The organism is Klebsiella sp. C283, assembly GCF_048822555.1.
Lineage (GTDB): Bacteria > Pseudomonadota > Gammaproteobacteria > Enterobacterales > Enterobacteriaceae > Klebsiella > Klebsiella quasipneumoniae.
The window spans coordinates 1-14665 of record NZ_JBMEZS010000025.1; the positions used below are offsets into that span (position 1 = coordinate 1).

Here is a 14665-nt window from a genome sequence, read left to right on the forward strand (position 1 = left end):
CACTCACTTAAAACTACTGTATATAAAAACAGTGTTAATGGGAGGGCAGATCATGCTTCGACAGTCAGACATCGCCGCGGCTTTTCGCGAGTCGGTTTTGCGCAGCTCCAAGGGGTTCCAGTACCTTCACACCCGCGACTTTGTTAGCGCGCTGTGCCAGCATGGCATCCACTTTTCCGAGGTGGAAGCTAACGCCTGGATAGCGCGCGAGCAAACGTATTTCGTCGATAAGACGCCGGACCATAGCGAAAACACGCTGTGGATGATGGCCAACATGGGGAGGGTTCTGTAATGGGCTTTCCATCACCGGCGACGGACTACACGGAACAGCGATTAACGGTTAACTCGATCTGCAATGTCGGTCCAAATACGCTCGTCTTCGAGCAATCTGGCGGTTACGTTGTGCTGGATATCTCCCTGAAACCAAAGCAGGGTAGTCAGGTTCTGATCCAGCACGGCGGCGGGACGGAGCTTGCCACGCTGAGAGGAAAGTCACTGATTACCGAAGATGGTGAAGCGATCGAGGGTGAAGCCCTGGACGATGTTACTGTCATCGGCGTCGTGACGTTTACTATCTGCGATGTGCGCCAGGACAACGCGGTTGTTTAGTTGCTGTCAGCTCGAGGCTGCTGTGTCGTAGATGTGGCGTTACAGGAATGCACGATAAATACAGGGATGTATTCAAACGACACGAAACGACACAAAACCGGATGCGAACGCGGTAAACATGTGTGATTACAGTGAGTTATTTAACGCTCTACTTTCTTCTAAGCCGTAGGTCACAGGTTCGAATCCTGTAGGGCGTGCCATACTCACTTCTCTTAGCGTCCTCTGAAGTCTACTAAACCCAGCATATACGCGGCATTCTCCAATATTTCATTATCTCAATGTCTACTATGGTCTATTGAAATCCACATTCATGTGGGGGTACATTTGGGGGTAGATTCCTGTTCAATGAAATGAGATACCCCCAAGTGAAGCTCACAGCCCGCCAGGTCGATACATCTAAAGCTAAGGACAAACCCTATAAACTGTCTGATGGCGGTGGCCTTTACCTCTTGGTGAACCCCAACGGCGCTCGATACTGGCGGCTGAAGTACCGGGTCGCCGGTAAAGAAAAGTCATTGGCTTTAGGTGTATACCCTGAGGTCTCGCTGGCCGATGCACGTCAAAAACGAGCAGAGGCTAAAAAAGTACTGGCTGCAGGTGGTGACCCGGGACAGGAAAAGCAGGAAAAAAAACATGCCAGGGCGATGGCCGTATCAAACAGCTTTGAGAGACTGGCGCTGGAATGGCATGAACATAAATCGATGAACTGGTCAGCAGGCTATGCCAGCGACATCCTGGAGTATCTGAGAAAAGATATTTTTCCTTATATTGGCTCCCGGTCGATCACTGATATTAAGCCCGTTGATATGCTGGCTGTTCTTCGCAAGATGGAACAACGTGGAGTACTTGATAAGCTCAAAAAGACACGTCAAGCCTGCCGTCAGATCTTCACCTATGCTGTCATCACAGGCAGAGCAGAACATAATCCCGTGGTCGATCTCGCCAGTACTCTAAAAGCACCAAAGCAAAAACACTTCCCTCATTTATCGGTTGAACAAATACCTGACTTTCTGCGAGCTCTGAACGACTATAGCGGCAGCGTGGTGACTCGAAATGCTACCCGCCTGCTTATGCTTACTGGGCTCAGGACAATTGAGCTCCGTGCTTCTGAATGGGTTGATATCGACTTCGATAAAGGGATCTGGAATATCCCAGCAGAGCGAATGAAGATGCGGCGGCCACATCTCGTTCCTATCTCAACTCAGGTTCGCGAACTGCTTGAAGAAATCCACCAGCTTACCGGGCGAGGGAAGTATGTTTTCCCGGGGCGGAATGATGCCGGTAAGCCAATGAGTGAGGCCAGCATCAACCAGGTGATTAAACGAATCGGTTATGACGGTAAAGCGACCGGGCACGGCTTCCGCCACACCATGAGTACCATCCTCCATGAACAGGGATATAACACAGCCTGGATTGAAACGCAGTTGGCCCACGTCGATAAGAACTCAATACGCGGGACATATAACCATGCTCAGTATCTGGATGGCCGTCGGGAAATGCTCCAGTGGTATGCCGACTATATGCAGGCGCTGGAGAATGGTGAAAATGTGGTCCATGGCTCGTTCGGGAAACGCGCCTGACTGGATGCATAGACAGTATATACAGACGATAGTAGACTTAGGTAGACGAACAAAGAATAGGCTATGTCTAGGCTGATCCCCGAAAATCTGCACACCTCTGCGGATTGGCATAGCCGCCAAAATCAGAGGGCGCGAGGTGGCGTATGCCTATTGTCGAAAATCTTCCTGACTTATCCCACTGGAAAACAGTTCAAGAGTTCAGTATCTCCCAAGCTGCTTTATTACTGGCTGGAATTGATCCATTTGATTTTGATGAAGGAAAAGAACTTGATCAAGTAAGGGCTTGCAACCATGAACGTTGGAAACAAGCATGGGGAATGTGTTCGGGGATTTTAACGGCTATTAGGCGTGGGATATTAACGCCGATACTCTGCTATTCAGAGCAAATAGTAGAAAACTGGAATGGGCCTGATTATATTGAATATACACCGGTTAAACCAACTGACAGAAATTGCGAAATTTCAAAGAGTAAAACTATTATAACAAGAGACTCATTGTATGCATGGATTGAGAATGAGAATGTCGATTTTGTGCGTAAGCCAGCGCCAAAGAAAGTAATTTCTATGAATTGCGAGATAATTTCTCCTCAACATGTCATAGATGTTGCTCCAGAGCCAGTCAGTGGCGACATTCTATTTCTTCCTAAGTATGAGCATCAGAGTGAAGGTTTGGAGTTTGTCCAAGATGCCATAAAGGAACTTTGGTCAACATATGATGTAGATGATCCACAGACGGCACCAACTAAAAAAGAAGTAATTGACTACTTAACTGAAAGGGGGGCTGGTAAAAATATGGCGGAGGCGGTGAACCTTGTTCTGCGTCCTGTCTGTCTGCAGGGTATAGGTAGGCGGGCAAAAAAATCAAAATAATCAATATCGTATCGTGTGCTCACCATTTATGGCTAATGGTGGGTACTCTACCTGATTATCCTTGCTATTGGTCATTTTAAGCATGTGTTACATAGCTATCATTAGTGCCCACTGATACTTTAGTTTCTTCTCAAATAGAGGGCATCCCACAAAATGGTGCCTATCTATATTATGCTGATTTTTAATGTAACTATCTCGTAAACCGCAATAGACGTTACGAGGTAAATATGCCCCAATCATTAATTCGATTCTCTGAGGTTCAGAAACGCACTGGCTACAGTAAGGCGTGGTTGTATCGTCTTATGAGCGAACAGCGTTTTCCCACCGCAATTAAAATTGGCTCGCGCTCGATCGCATTCATTGAAAGCGAAATTGACGAGTGGATTAATCAGCGCATTGCCGAATCGCGTGGTGAGGTAGTGTAATGAAAAAGAAAAACCGCCCCGAAAAGCAGGCGGCTAACTCAGATATTCGCACCTCTGATATTACGCCGACCACCAGCCCTGTACAAGTACCTAAGCGTACCCCAAAAAAGCATCGTGCCCGCGTTTATATGTTGCGTACCGGCTTTGAGGGATGGACAGAAAACGATATTCTGCGTTACTGCCGCCTTTCGTCTGGCAGGAACTACGCTAGTGAAATTGAGCGTCGACTTAATATTCAGTTAGAACGTATCGACGAAAAGAACCCTGACGGCATCGGCTCACACCTCCGTTACCGCTTTACCGGGCGCGGTGACGTTCTAAAAGTTATTCAACTGGTAAACAGTAATGCTGCCGCTGGTGGTTACTATGGCCTTTCTAAGCAGGATATCGCCGACATTCTGAATCTCTACCCGGACAACCTTACCGCCGCATAAAGGAGCTGACAAAATGAGAATCGAAAAAAGCAGATTTAATTCTGAGGCCGCCCCTCAACCTGACGTTAACTCTGGTGTAATTAACGGTAATGACTTTGCCGCTATCGTTCCCGTTATTTCCGGTCAAATTGGCGGGCGCGAAACTAATATTGCTAGCGCCAGAGCACTGCATAAAGCGCTGGGTGTGGGGCGCGACTTCACCACCTGGATTAAAGGGCGCATTAGTCAGTATGGTTTTGCCGCTGGTGTGGATTACATCACCGTTGAAAATTTGAGCTCACCCGTTTCGGGGAGCGCAAAATTTCGCCAGCAAATTGAGCATGATTATCTTCTCTCGCTGGATATGGCTAAAGAAGTGGCAATGGTTGAGCGTAACGAGCAGGGGCGAGCTGTGCGCAGGTACTTCATCCAGTGCGAGGAGGCGTTACAGCTGAGTGCGCCGGAAATCGCCGCGAAGTACCGCCGCCATCTCAAAGCCCGCATTGGTGCTGCCAATTTCTTTAAGCCGATGTGCGCCGCTCTGGAGACTGCCCGTGCTGAGATGGGTAAGGAGACTCAAACTCGTCATTACAGCAATGAAAGCAACATGATCGCCCGTATTGTGCTGGGTGGCATGACCGCTAAGCAGTGGGCGCAGGTGAACGGTATCGACGGCGAACCGCGCGATAGCATGAGCGCCGCCCAACTGGAACACCTCAGCTACCTGGAGGGTACAAACATCACGCTGATCGATATGGGCATGGAGTACGGCCAGCGTAAAGCGGAATTAACCCGCCTCTCTCAGCGTTGGCTGGCTAAACGTCTGGGGGCTAACGATGAATAAGCCCACCAGCACACCGCTGCCAAACCACTCCTATCGCGACGCTCACGGCCAGATGGTGAGCGTAACCGCTGTAGCGCATAACCGCGTGACGTTCTATCGCGAGGGCTATCAGTTCCCATGCGTACAGCCCATTGAGCGCTTCATGAAGGAGTACACGGAGGTGAAGCAATGATTACCGGTGCACGGCGCAAAAGCCTCTCTCTGGCTGGCCTGATGTATGCAAAAGTTAACGCTCTGCAGGCGGTGCGCCACCGTGGAAACCTGTCAAAACCTGTCACTTTGCGGGCCACTGATAGTGGCGTACAAAACGCCTGGCAGAGTTTCGAGACAATTACGCCCGCGGGTAAACGTTCGGAAACTGACTATCTGGAAGATAGCGTGTCCGGCGCCGGCGGTGGATGTGGAGCACATCACACCGCCAGCTATAAATTGCCGCACCGTAACAAAAAGGGCTTGCGGCCTGACGGTATCCCGGTCTATGGTTATAACGCACCAGCAAAATCTGGTGCCGGGATTGGCGTCCTGGAAAAGTACAAGGCGACACATGACGCGCCTAGCGTCTTTTTTTGTGTCCTCACATTCGCTCACCCTTTTTTCAGCGCTGCGGTTATAATCCGTGCCGCTTGCAGAGTTATGGTGAGTTGGATGGGGGCGGAGAAATCCGCGCCGGTTACCTTGTACGCCGGTTACGCCAACCCTGTTCAGCTCACCACCAGTGAAATTGGCGTTTCCGGTGGTGGGATTAATCCCCAGTACAAGGAGGCTGCCATTGTGGCTACTACCCCTACCCCAAATCCGCAGTTTATCTGGATTATCGCCGCTGTTCGCCGCGATATGACGACAATTAAAGCCCAAATTCACCATATCGCCGCACCGTCTGAACGTGACGCCCGCCGTTCACTGGCTCGCGATCATGTCTGCTTTTTCGCTGGTCGCATCCGTCTGGAGGTGGCTCATGCGTAACAATTTCCGCATCACCGGCTACGCCGTTAATAAGCGCGGTTTAACCGTTGGCATCGGCTATCAACTCACATCCAGCGACACTAAAACAGCAATGGCCCACGCAGTGCTTCAGGCGCAGCGTGAGGGGTTCCGCCATGTACGCATCACACGCGTTCAGGAGGTGGCGGCATGAGCCTGTATAACGATTTAGTTCGCCACGAATTCGGCAAAGGCGCCACCGTTGATGAGCTGGAAGGCATTCAAAACCGCATGGATGAGGCTGTGAGTGATTTGTTACTCGGCATTAGTGCCATTGGAAGCCTGATGTTCTGGGCCACGGACAATGACAACTACACCGAGGAGACCGCAAAGGGAGACATGCGCAAAATAGGCGCAATGCTGGGTACGGTTGGTGAGGTGGTGCTGGCGCTGAACGATACCGTAGCGAATGCGGGTGTGTGTCGTTCTGACTGCGTCAAAGAATCAAAAATGAGGGCGGGAAAATGAATATAAACGCTATATACCGCCATCCTGCTGAACTTGAGGCCGAGGCGATGCTATCCCGTGAGCAACCGTATCCGGAAGATTTTACGCTGGCAGAGCGTACCGCAGAACGTATGGCCCGCGCTCGCAATGGGTTGGTTCATGTAATGACAGATTTATCACCATACCTCGACGTTGAGCAAGCAGTCATTGTGCATTGCTGGCTGGATAAAGTCCTGGCGATTGTCGATATGGCCAGAATTGATGCGGAGGTCAGGGTATGAGCGATATGCAGCTTATTGATGCCCAATGTCGTGTTGAACAAGCACAGGCACTGCTCTCAATATGGTTAGAGGGCACGAAAGCATCTGAACGGGATATGCAGTTAATTTGTGCTCTGATCTCGTTACTCCAGGATGTACCAGAAACGATTAAAACGGCGGATGAAGAACTTGCTGATTACGTCTTGCGTGCACATCGGGAGAAGCGTCAATGAAACTGGCACCTAACCTGAAACATTTGCCAAAAGAAAAATTTACTGAAGCAGTTATTTTTGCTGGAACCGATGCGTATGCACATGCAAAAGGATGGGAAGAGGGCATGGGTAAACAAGTCGCTGAGGACAGAACACCTCCCATTTATCTTGGACCGAAGCAGCTGGCGGAACTGGAGAACCTGCAAATTATTGATAAAGGGCGTCGCAGTGCTCGTGTTTATCTGGCTGGAAGCATTGAGCCAATAATGATTAATGCCATTGGGGAAAAACTTGCTCAGGCAGGTGTACTGGAAGCGAAATTATATAAGGGAATTCCTGACCAAAAACCGGAAAACTGGAGGCAATATCTGGCCAGGCTCAGAGAACAGGGCGAGCACACAACGACATCAATTCTGAAAGCCAATAAATCTGCGAATAGTGACAACCTGAAGCCACATGTTGAAAGCCGAGCTGACGGTATTTTTTGGGTTGAACCCAAATCAGACAAAGATACCGGGGAAATAACTACCCGTGAAAGCTGGCTGTGTTCTGCTTTGGAGGTCATAGGCACTGGCATAGATGACAGTAAAACCCGGTATCTGATCCTGCGCTGGCGCCCATTCGGTTCGAAGGGGGATACTGTCCAGGCAATACCATTTGCTGATATTGGTGAACGCGAAGGCTGGCGAACGCTCAAAGCTGGTGGGTTGAACGTCACAACCAAAAGTGGTTTACGTGCAACGTTGGCCGACTGGCTGCAGAGCTGTGCCAATGGTGAGGTATGGCGGATTGCGCATGCTACGGGCTGGCAGTGTGGCGCCTACATCATGCCGGATGGCGAGATCATTGGTACTCCAGATCAACCGGTGCTGTTTAACGGACGAAGTTCTGCCGCATCCGGTTATACCACCAGCGGTACTGTTGAAAGCTGGCGAGAGAGCGTTGGACGTCTGGCCTTTGGCAACTACTCGATGATGACTGGTGTGGCCGCAGCTCTGGCCGCCCCGCTGATTGGCCTTGCTGGTGCGGATGGATTCGGCATCCACCTCTACGAACAGTCGAGCGCGGGTAAGACTACCACTGCTAATGTGGCCGCCAGTCTTTACGGTAACCCTGACGTGCTGCGTCTCACCTGGTACGGTACAGCGCTGGGGCTGGCGAATGAAGCTGCCGCACACAACGACGCGCTGATGCCGCTAGACGAAATCGGCCAGGGGGCTGACCCGGTGGAGGTCTATAAATCGGCCTACGCGCTGTTTAACGGCACGGGAAAACTGCAGGGAGCGAAGGAAGGGGGAAACCGTGATCTTAAGCGCTGGCGTACTGTGGCCATCAGTACCGGTGAGATGGATCTGGAGACCTTCATTGCCAGTGCCGGCCGTAAGGCTAAAGCGGGCCAACTGGTTCGCCTGCTGAACATTCCGATGCGTCGGGCAGTGCGTTTCCATGAGCATACCAATGGTAAGCACCATGCCGATGCTCTCAAAGATGCATACCAGCACAACCACGGAGTGGCCGGGCGCGAGTGGGTGAAGTGGCTAGCGGACCACCAGCAAGAGGCAGTAAGCGCCGTCAGGGCAGCGGAAGAGCGCTGGCGTAGTCTGATCCCGTCGGATTACGGGGAGCAGGTCCATCGTGTTGGCGCCCGGTTTGCCATTCTGGAAGCCGCACTATTGTTAGGTAATGTGATCACCGGCTGGGATGAGCAGACGTGTCGGGATGCTATTCAGTACAGCTATAACGCCTGGCTGCGTGAATTCGGTACCGGCAACAAAGAGCATCAGCAAATTATTGAGCAGACAGAGGCATTCCTGAACGCTTACGGCATGAGCCGCTTTGCACCGTTCCCGTATGACCCGACCAGTCTCCCCATCTCCAACATGGCGGGATACCGGCAGAAGGGCGGTCATGAGACTGACCCGATGGTGTTCTACACCTTCCCGGCAGCCTTCGAAGGGGAGATCGCCCGCGGCTTTAACACTCGTCAGTTTGCGGAGGTATTGAAGAAAGCTGGCATGCTGACACCGCCGACTTCAGGCCGGGGGTTTCAGAGAAAGTCACCACGCATTGATGGGCGACAGATTCGGGTTTATGTCCTGCAGTATTTGCCGGACGACGACCAGCCAGAGTAAAAGCATTCTTCCATGTGTGTAGTTTAGGTGTTGGTTCAGTTGGTTCAGTTGCCTCAGTAGTTATATCTATCTGTTTAATAAGGTTTCATGTTTAAAAAATGAACCAACATTGAGGCAACAAACTACCAGTTTGAACCAACACTGAATCAGGTACAGGGTATCAGAAGAGAGGATCACTGCGATGACAGCTCAAATTTCAGCGTATGGCCGGCTGGTGGCCGACCCGCAGACCAGAACAACGGGAAAAGGTACGAACATGACAATGGCCCGCCTGGCGGTAGCTCTGCCCTGTAATGCGGCAGATAACGGAGAGGCTACTTTCTGGTTGGGCGTGATTGCCTTTGGTAAGCAGGCTGACGCGCTGGCCAAACACCATAAAGGCGACCTTGTCAGCATGGCGGGCAATATGCAGCTCAATCAGTGGACTGGTCAGGATGGTGGTATGCAGCAAGGTTATCAGGTTATTGCGGACAGTGTACTCAGCGCCAGAACGGTCCGCCCAGGCGGTAAAGTAGGTCAACAAGGACAGGCTACTGATGCCCTGCGCCGGGCCCAGGAGCAGCAACCGCCCGCGACCGGGTATGAAGGATACGACCAGACACCTCCGTATGACGATGATTTTTGACATGGGTATGGATCAGTAACATGCGACTGACTACAGAACAGAAGGCGGAAATCGCTCGCCTCAAACGTAGTGGTGTAGGGTATCGCACCATCGCGAATAAAATGGGACTTAAGCCCAGCACTGTGAGTAGCTTCTGCCAGCGCAGTGGATTGTTCGCTGATAATCCGGCTCACAAGGTTCTTTTCACTATCCCTGAGGCGCGCTTTTCGAACGTACCTGCGTTAACAAAGGCACTGCCGCCCCAAAAGGTCATCACTGGTCATAAGCAGACCGATGCTTATTTGTGGGTGCTGGAAGTGATTAAGCTGAATGAGCCAGCACATCTGGATGCTGCAGAGGCAGCACTTGAGAAGCTTACCATTAGCCCAAAAGACGTAGAGAAACGGTATCGTGACTGGATGGTCGCTAATGGTGCTGACATATTGCAAACCGCTTTCGGTACCTTTTTCATGGATGATCCTCAGCACTACCTCAAGCTTGCCAGGGAGAATATCAGGAAGGCCAGCGAAGTTCGTGCTGTGTTTGGTAGTTATGAAGCTGCTATGGAACCAGTAGAAGCAGAGTTGCTCATCTCACGATCTGCATTTCTGGTAGATGAGGATTTTGGGCTGACGAGGGAAGAAGTCGCCGATGGAAGTATTTCAGGTATCGAGCGATATCTGGAACTGGATGATGCTCGGAAAGATGCACATCATGGTTTCACGGATGTACTGCCTTCACCTCACACACTATCCGATGTTGTCCGCGAATTTGATTACTGGACGTGGCTTTATTGGATACGCGATGCTGCTGGGCGAGAGTTAGGTCACCAGTATTCAGAAGGGCTGAGTCAGGAGGTCTATGATCGAGAGGACTGGCTTGATACCCAACTTGCTACGATCAGTCCTATCCACCAGCAGGAGGCTATTGATGTGCTGAAATGGTTACTCAAAAGTGACCGACACGAAGGGCGAGATGAGGTAGATGCTATTCTCATGAATTTGGTTACAAAGGGTTAGGTGTAAAAGAAACCCGGCACGGTGGCCGGGTTATGGACGTTACATTCTTATTAAATAGGTATCAGAATTTTGTGATGTCGATATTGTAGATCGCCATCCATGCTTCTGCAGGGTAGGAGTTTAATGGAACGGATTGGTAGTGAGGTGTAAGAATTTCTACTGATAGGTTGTGGTAGCTGCAGTAGTTTGCCAGCGCCTGCCAACTGTACTTTCCAGGCATAACGCTTTTAACATGCGCAATCGTAGCGTGCCTAAATCCTTCGCCTTTGCTATGAACATACTTGTTGTGCTGCATAACATGTTGACCATAGGCGCCGCGCACTGATTTAAACTGACCATCTTTCTTTTCCAGCATAAGTTGTGCACGCTCAGTCGCTTCTGCCTGATCGGCAAGTTGTCGAAGCGCATCAGCATAGGTTTGAGGCACCATGTTATATCCGCCAGTTTTACGGATAGATGGAAGAACCTCAGAAGTAACCCATTTTTTAAAGTGTTTCGCTTCTACCTTCTGCGACCCCATTACTGCATTATATAACCCAGACTCATTAATAAGTGTCTGATTTGTGTAGTTTCGTCCATTTTGCAGGGTCTGTTTTCTTTTCTCATCCTCATCCAGCCTTTCAGTCATGTTGCTGGTTTCTGCATATCCAAGAATATCTGCAACATCTTTTGCTACAAACCACACCTCTGAATATTCATCAGTCATAGTTCTTACGGCATTACCGTTAAAATCGAACTCATTCAAAGCAACAGGATGACTCATCGCACCACCTAAAAAGATGGCATCGAATGCTTTACAGGGGATCTCGCTTGAGTTAATCTTCTAAACCGAGATCTCAAGAAAGCATTGTTAGCCAATTAATGATGTTTTGCAGCCCCTGAATAGCTCCAACTGTTCAGGGGTTTTCCTTTTGTGTATGAGTACAAAATGCTCATACAACACTCAAATCCTACCCAGGAAAATAATAAACTTCAATAAAATGATCAGCTTATCGCTGTGATTTTTTACACATGTAATGTTGTACAATAAAAAAGGCCGCATTTCTGCGACCTCTCTCTACCCACCGATTACTTACCCATGCTTCCTGTACGTCTGCGGCATTACCAAAAAACATCGAACTACCGGTCTGGCTTACTCAAAGTCATCCCGCCCACTCCTTCGCTTGAAGAAAATTTTGTCCAGCCTGAGGACTATCCCAACCAACCCGATAATCAGCAAAGTAATAAGTATGGGGATAACTAAGTCAGACATGCTTCCTCTGCATTGTTTAAATCTTATTTAGGCGGAGCATCAGAGGACTGGCTGTCTAGCCATTCTGCAAGTTTCTTTAAAATCTGCACTCATGTTGGATCTGCCTTATGTACCTGGAGTCGCATAGCCACCCAGAATGAACCACGCCAGAAAAGCTACAGCAACGATAAATACGATCACCGGGAAGGCAATACCTATCCTCATCGATCCTCCTTGAATCAATTAATTTAAAGCAGCGTTCCAGCACCACAACTCGCATAACGAGCAACAGCGCATAGCGGCGCAGAGAACCACGATTTTGAGCGTAAACCTCATGGCTTTTGTCCGGAGAATGAGCTTAGCGCCTGACTCCGCGGTATCCAGCATTATGCTCAGAAAAGCACAACGATGAACTAAATTAACAACAGTACAGCCATCATGATGACGATAACGGTCAGTGCAAATATCTTTGCATCCTTCATGCGACCTGCAGTGTCGGGGTATGACACCTCTTCACAGACTGGCGCAGAAGAACTGTCAGAGCTATGCGTACAGGGTATGCAGATGATATAGCTCAATATTAGATCGGAATCAGGAGGGGCGATACCTGTGTATTTATCAGGGATACGTGTTAACTCCGTGCTACATCGACACGGTGATCCATTCGCTTCTACCTACTACAGGAATTGGTGGTGATTTTTTGCTGCTTCGATTGATGTTAGGATAAATCCGAGCTGACATAATGAGATTAGGGATATGAAAAAGACACTTTTAGCATGCGTTATTGCCACTAGCCTCTTGGCTGGGTGTGGGCCAAAGGATTTAACCCCGGAGCAGAAGCAGGAAGTTGCAAGTCTCCGTAGCGAACTGGCTAAGGCTGAACAAGAAATTGTCGAGGCTAAATCACAGCAGGGGCAGTATACTGGGGGATTAATTAGAAATCTTATAACAGCCAGACTTGAAGTCTTAGGGACTAATAAAGCCCTTTTGGAGCAGCGTATTAACGCGATTGAGTCGGGGGCTAAGATTGAGATATCTGTTAGCGGTGTTAAACCAAATCCTGAAGCAGCGGCGGCATTAAAAACTGAAATTGAAACTCTTGATACACAGATTGCCGATGCTAAGAAAGATGCAAGTCAGTACAGTGGTGGTCTGCTACAGGCACTGAAACTATCTGCTATTGCGACGCAGGAGCAAACAAGGGCGATGCTTCAACAGAGATACCTTTCGGCAACGTATGGGTTAGCTGAAGTGAAAGTATCTAATGAGCAAGCAAACGAAGCAATCACAGAAAAACAAGCAGACAAAGCAGAACCCCATTCCACCAGAACGCCGTTACTTCCACCAGGTGAAGGACCATTCGGTTTAGAGGCCGGTTTGTCTAAGAAAAATATTGAAGACATGATTGGTGAAGAGCTTGAGCCAATGGCGAATAATGTCAATCTTTATACGGCTAACTCTTTACCCAAAATGAATGCTGGCTTTGAGGCGTATGGGCTGTTGATATCTCCAACAGTAGGGCTATGCCAAATAAGAGCTCTTGGGAAAGATATTGATACAGATAGTTATGGCTTTACTATCAAGTCAAGATTTAAAGAGCTCATGGAGTCACTATCTTCTATCTATGGAAAGGCCAAGGAAAATGATTTCCTTCTGGCTGGTTCAATATGGAAAGACCCCAGAGACTGGATGATGGGATTGTATAAGCATGAAAGATATTTGTCAGCTGAGTGGAAAGGAACTGCAGAGGCTCCACTAAAAAGTAAATTAACTTCCGTATCGATCGAAGCTAGAGCAAACAGTTCTGATAAAGGATATATCTTCCTTCAGTATAATTTCAATAACTATGATGTTTGTGAAACTGAGGTTGAAGCAGCGAAAAAAAGCTCTCTTTGAATAACCAGAAAAATGCGAGCCCTGTTATCACAGGGCTCTGATTATGTTTTGCTAATTAGCCTGTTATGTGTTCGGTAGTTACAAAAGCCCTGAAAGAAAAAGAGATATAAGGTTTGACAAAGGATTACCTGATAGCGGCCTACTTGACAGCAATTGCTATCTGGCCAGTCACCCTGGCGTTAATTGGTCTCTCTGCAGGAGTGGCATTCTTTACAAGGTGCAGGGTGATGGGCGTTGTCCTCGTCGTTCTGTTCATGCTGGTCACCGTTGCTGCGTAGCAGTTTGAGCATTACATGTAGAATCATACCACCCCATGAAAATGCCCATATTTTATTTATAGGCAGAAACGGTGTGTTCTGGCTATGTATGGCAGGAATGGTGTGTTATGCCTATAGATAGGCAATCTTGATGAGTTCTGCCTATAAGGACTGATAGCGCTCGAAAATGGTCGTTGAGACGGGCTGTGGCGGAAGATAGTTAAGCGCCCACCAGCCTCTGCAGAAGATTTCGGAGGCCTTCACAAACCGCTAAGGAGACTAGGCACCGCATGGGGATTACTCAGTCAAACGCCGAGGCGTTCAGGTTAAAAACAAGTCGATGAAAGTGGCTGTATTGGATTAGTCTTCTTCGATGTTACGATAATACTTCATTTACTTTTGGGGATAAGTTGATGTCAGTATGGCACATCATTGTGTTGATATTCGCTATTATCATTTATGTTCTTCCCGGCGTTATAGCCAGTTCAAGGGAGCATAAAAACGCTACGGCAATATGGGTGCTAAATATTGTCCTGGGCTGGAGCTTCTTGGGTTGGATAGCCGCGCTTGTCTGGTCTTTCACAAACCCCGGAGTGGTTAAGCTTGAACCACAGGTGTTTGGCGCGGACTCAGCTGGTGGCGGTTCAGTAGACGATACTAAAAAATGTCCGTATTGCGCCGAAACAATAAAAAAAGAAGCAATATTGTGCCGATTTTGCGGAAAAGACATACCATAAGTGTTAATCATCCAGAAATAAAACCCCGCTTCGGCGGGGTTTTTTTGTACCTTAGTGTTTCACAAAATGCAATGCTTGTCATTTATGTTGCATAAACTACAATATGAATTGACTGTATAAATATCAGGGGTAAGCAGATGAACCGATCA

At 48.8% G+C, this 14665-nt stretch carries 20 protein-coding genes; 18 read left to right on the forward strand and 2 right to left on the reverse strand.

Annotated elements, in window-relative coordinates; all coding sequences use genetic code 11:
- Positions 1–52 precede the first annotated feature (52 nt).
- The 16 genes from ACOI7Z_RS26025 (at position 53) to ACOI7Z_RS26100 (ending at position 10395) form a co-directional block, all read left to right on the forward strand.
- Complete coding sequence (locus ACOI7Z_RS26025) at positions 53–292, forward strand: hypothetical protein (RefSeq protein WP_137916216.1); 240 nt, start codon at positions 53–55, stop codon at positions 290–292.
- A complete protein-coding gene (locus tag ACOI7Z_RS26030; protein WP_064169514.1) occupies positions 292–609 on the forward strand; it encodes a hypothetical protein in 318 nt (105 codons plus the stop codon). The genes ACOI7Z_RS26025 and ACOI7Z_RS26030 overlap by 1 nt, the downstream gene beginning before the upstream one ends.
- Positions 610–974: 365 nt before the next feature.
- Entirely contained in the window at positions 975–2189 is a 1215-nt protein-coding gene (locus tag ACOI7Z_RS26035; protein WP_077254206.1) for a tyrosine-type recombinase/integrase, read from the forward strand.
- Between the two features lie 143 nt (positions 2190–2332).
- The gene (locus tag ACOI7Z_RS26040) at positions 2333–3058 is read left to right on the forward strand and encodes a hypothetical protein (RefSeq protein WP_087849740.1); all 726 of its coding nucleotides are present in this window, start codon (positions 2333–2335) and stop codon (positions 3056–3058) included.
- A gap of 227 nt (positions 3059–3285) precedes the next feature.
- Positions 3286–3483: a helix-turn-helix transcriptional regulator gene (locus ACOI7Z_RS26045; RefSeq protein ID WP_087849741.1), complete on the forward strand. Its 198-nt coding sequence runs from the start codon at positions 3286–3288 to the stop codon at positions 3481–3483.
- Positions 3483–3917, forward strand: a complete 435-nt coding sequence (locus tag ACOI7Z_RS26050; protein WP_004202341.1) for a hypothetical protein — start codon at positions 3483–3485, stop codon at positions 3915–3917. The genes ACOI7Z_RS26045 and ACOI7Z_RS26050 overlap by 1 nt, the downstream gene beginning before the upstream one ends.
- A 13-nt stretch (positions 3918–3930) precedes the next feature.
- Entirely contained in the window at positions 3931–4740 is an 810-nt protein-coding gene (locus ACOI7Z_RS26055) for an antA/AntB antirepressor family protein (protein ID WP_087849742.1), read from the forward strand.
- Positions 4733–4912 carry a DUF4222 domain-containing protein gene (locus ACOI7Z_RS26060; RefSeq protein ID WP_004202343.1) on the forward strand — a complete coding sequence of 60 codons (180 nt, stop codon included), beginning with the start codon at positions 4733–4735 and terminating at the stop codon, positions 4910–4912. The genes ACOI7Z_RS26055 and ACOI7Z_RS26060 overlap by 8 nt, the downstream gene beginning before the upstream one ends.
- Positions 4909–5703 (forward strand): host cell division inhibitor Icd-like protein, encoded by a 795-nt coding sequence (locus ACOI7Z_RS26065; protein ID WP_227539059.1) that lies wholly within the window; start codon positions 4909–4911, stop codon positions 5701–5703. The genes ACOI7Z_RS26060 and ACOI7Z_RS26065 overlap by 4 nt, the downstream gene beginning before the upstream one ends.
- Positions 5696–5875, forward strand: a complete 180-nt coding sequence (locus tag ACOI7Z_RS26070) for a hypothetical protein (protein ID WP_004202351.1) — start codon at positions 5696–5698, stop codon at positions 5873–5875. The genes ACOI7Z_RS26065 and ACOI7Z_RS26070 overlap by 8 nt, the downstream gene beginning before the upstream one ends.
- Complete coding sequence (locus ACOI7Z_RS26075) at positions 5872–6189, forward strand: hypothetical protein (protein WP_004202352.1); 318 nt, start codon at positions 5872–5874, stop codon at positions 6187–6189. Before ACOI7Z_RS26070 ends, ACOI7Z_RS26075 begins: the two co-directional genes overlap by 4 nt.
- Positions 6186–6449 (forward strand): hypothetical protein, encoded by a 264-nt coding sequence (locus ACOI7Z_RS26080; RefSeq protein WP_004202353.1) that lies wholly within the window; start codon positions 6186–6188, stop codon positions 6447–6449. Before ACOI7Z_RS26075 ends, ACOI7Z_RS26080 begins: the two co-directional genes overlap by 4 nt.
- Positions 6446–6661: a hypothetical protein gene (locus tag ACOI7Z_RS26085; protein WP_004177030.1), complete on the forward strand. Its 216-nt coding sequence runs from the start codon at positions 6446–6448 to the stop codon at positions 6659–6661. Before ACOI7Z_RS26080 ends, ACOI7Z_RS26085 begins: the two co-directional genes overlap by 4 nt.
- Positions 6658–8772 carry a DUF927 domain-containing protein gene (locus ACOI7Z_RS26090; protein ID WP_032411700.1) on the forward strand — a complete coding sequence of 705 codons (2115 nt, stop codon included), beginning with the start codon at positions 6658–6660 and terminating at the stop codon, positions 8770–8772. The genes ACOI7Z_RS26085 and ACOI7Z_RS26090 overlap by 4 nt, the downstream gene beginning before the upstream one ends.
- 181 nt (positions 8773–8953) lie before the next feature.
- On the forward strand, positions 8954–9397 hold the full coding sequence (locus ACOI7Z_RS26095) for a single-stranded DNA-binding protein (protein WP_087849743.1): 444 nt from the start codon (positions 8954–8956) through the stop codon (positions 9395–9397).
- Positions 9398–9417: 20 nt separating this feature from the next.
- A complete protein-coding gene (locus tag ACOI7Z_RS26100) occupies positions 9418–10395 on the forward strand; it encodes a helix-turn-helix domain-containing protein (protein WP_004177027.1) in 978 nt (325 codons plus the stop codon).
- A gap of 61 nt (positions 10396–10456) precedes the next feature.
- Here the strand turns inward: ACOI7Z_RS26100 and ACOI7Z_RS26105 are convergent, their stop codons facing one another.
- A complete protein-coding gene (locus ACOI7Z_RS26105; RefSeq protein ID WP_004177026.1) occupies positions 10457–11158 on the reverse strand; it encodes a Bro-N domain-containing protein in 702 nt (233 codons plus the stop codon).
- A gap of 594 nt (positions 11159–11752) precedes the next feature.
- Positions 11753–11851 carry a YoaK family small membrane protein gene (locus tag ACOI7Z_RS26110; protein ID WP_016831734.1) on the reverse strand — a complete coding sequence of 33 codons (99 nt, stop codon included), beginning with the start codon at positions 11849–11851 and terminating at the stop codon, positions 11753–11755.
- Positions 11852–12382: 531 nt separating this feature from the next.
- Between ACOI7Z_RS26110 and ACOI7Z_RS26115 the strand changes: the two genes are divergently transcribed.
- Both ACOI7Z_RS26115 and ACOI7Z_RS26120 read left to right on the forward strand, forming a co-directional pair.
- Positions 12383–13522: a hypothetical protein gene (locus ACOI7Z_RS26115; protein WP_087849744.1), complete on the forward strand. Its 1140-nt coding sequence runs from the start codon at positions 12383–12385 to the stop codon at positions 13520–13522.
- A 670-nt stretch (positions 13523–14192) separates the two neighbouring features.
- A complete protein-coding gene (locus tag ACOI7Z_RS26120; protein ID WP_077254191.1) occupies positions 14193–14516 on the forward strand; it encodes a superinfection immunity protein in 324 nt (107 codons plus the stop codon).
- Positions 14517–14665 lie beyond the last annotated feature (149 nt).

Excerpts from the sequence above, each read along its gene's own strand:
- ACOI7Z_RS26075 (WP_004202352.1), top strand. The coding sequence starts at position 5,872 with ATGAGCCTGTATAACGATTTAGTTCGCCACGAATTCGGCAAAGGCGCC.
- ACOI7Z_RS26105 (WP_004177026.1), bottom strand. The coding sequence starts at position 11,158 with ATGAGTCATCCTGTTGCTTTGAATGAGTTCGATTTTAACGGTAATGCC.
- ACOI7Z_RS26045 (WP_087849741.1), top strand. The coding sequence starts at position 3,286 with ATGCCCCAATCATTAATTCGATTCTCTGAGGTTCAGAAACGCACTGGC.
- ACOI7Z_RS26095 (WP_087849743.1), top strand. The coding sequence starts at position 8,954 with ATGACAGCTCAAATTTCAGCGTATGGCCGGCTGGTGGCCGACCCGCAG.
- ACOI7Z_RS26090 (WP_032411700.1), top strand. The coding sequence starts at position 6,658 with ATGAAACTGGCACCTAACCTGAAACATTTGCCAAAAGAAAAATTTACT.
- ACOI7Z_RS26120 (WP_077254191.1), top strand. The coding sequence starts at position 14,193 with ATGTCAGTATGGCACATCATTGTGTTGATATTCGCTATTATCATTTAT.
- ACOI7Z_RS26100 (WP_004177027.1), top strand. The coding sequence starts at position 9,418 with ATGCGACTGACTACAGAACAGAAGGCGGAAATCGCTCGCCTCAAACGT.
- ACOI7Z_RS26070 (WP_004202351.1), top strand. The coding sequence starts at position 5,696 with ATGCGTAACAATTTCCGCATCACCGGCTACGCCGTTAATAAGCGCGGT.
- ACOI7Z_RS26115 (WP_087849744.1), top strand. The coding sequence starts at position 12,383 with ATGAAAAAGACACTTTTAGCATGCGTTATTGCCACTAGCCTCTTGGCT.
- ACOI7Z_RS26025 (WP_137916216.1), top strand. The coding sequence starts at position 53 with ATGCTTCGACAGTCAGACATCGCCGCGGCTTTTCGCGAGTCGGTTTTG.
- ACOI7Z_RS26050 (WP_004202341.1), top strand. The coding sequence starts at position 3,483 with ATGAAAAAGAAAAACCGCCCCGAAAAGCAGGCGGCTAACTCAGATATT.
- ACOI7Z_RS26040 (WP_087849740.1), top strand. The coding sequence starts at position 2,333 with ATGCCTATTGTCGAAAATCTTCCTGACTTATCCCACTGGAAAACAGTT.
- ACOI7Z_RS26065 (WP_227539059.1), top strand. The coding sequence starts at position 4,909 with ATGATTACCGGTGCACGGCGCAAAAGCCTCTCTCTGGCTGGCCTGATG.
- ACOI7Z_RS26060 (WP_004202343.1), top strand. The coding sequence starts at position 4,733 with ATGAATAAGCCCACCAGCACACCGCTGCCAAACCACTCCTATCGCGAC.
- ACOI7Z_RS26080 (WP_004202353.1), top strand. The coding sequence starts at position 6,186 with ATGAATATAAACGCTATATACCGCCATCCTGCTGAACTTGAGGCCGAG.
- ACOI7Z_RS26030 (WP_064169514.1), top strand. The coding sequence starts at position 292 with ATGGGCTTTCCATCACCGGCGACGGACTACACGGAACAGCGATTAACG.
- ACOI7Z_RS26055 (WP_087849742.1), top strand. The coding sequence starts at position 3,931 with ATGAGAATCGAAAAAAGCAGATTTAATTCTGAGGCCGCCCCTCAACCT.
- ACOI7Z_RS26085 (WP_004177030.1), top strand. The coding sequence starts at position 6,446 with ATGAGCGATATGCAGCTTATTGATGCCCAATGTCGTGTTGAACAAGCA.
- ACOI7Z_RS26110 (WP_016831734.1), bottom strand. The coding sequence starts at position 11,851 with ATGAGGATAGGTATTGCCTTCCCGGTGATCGTATTTATCGTTGCTGTA.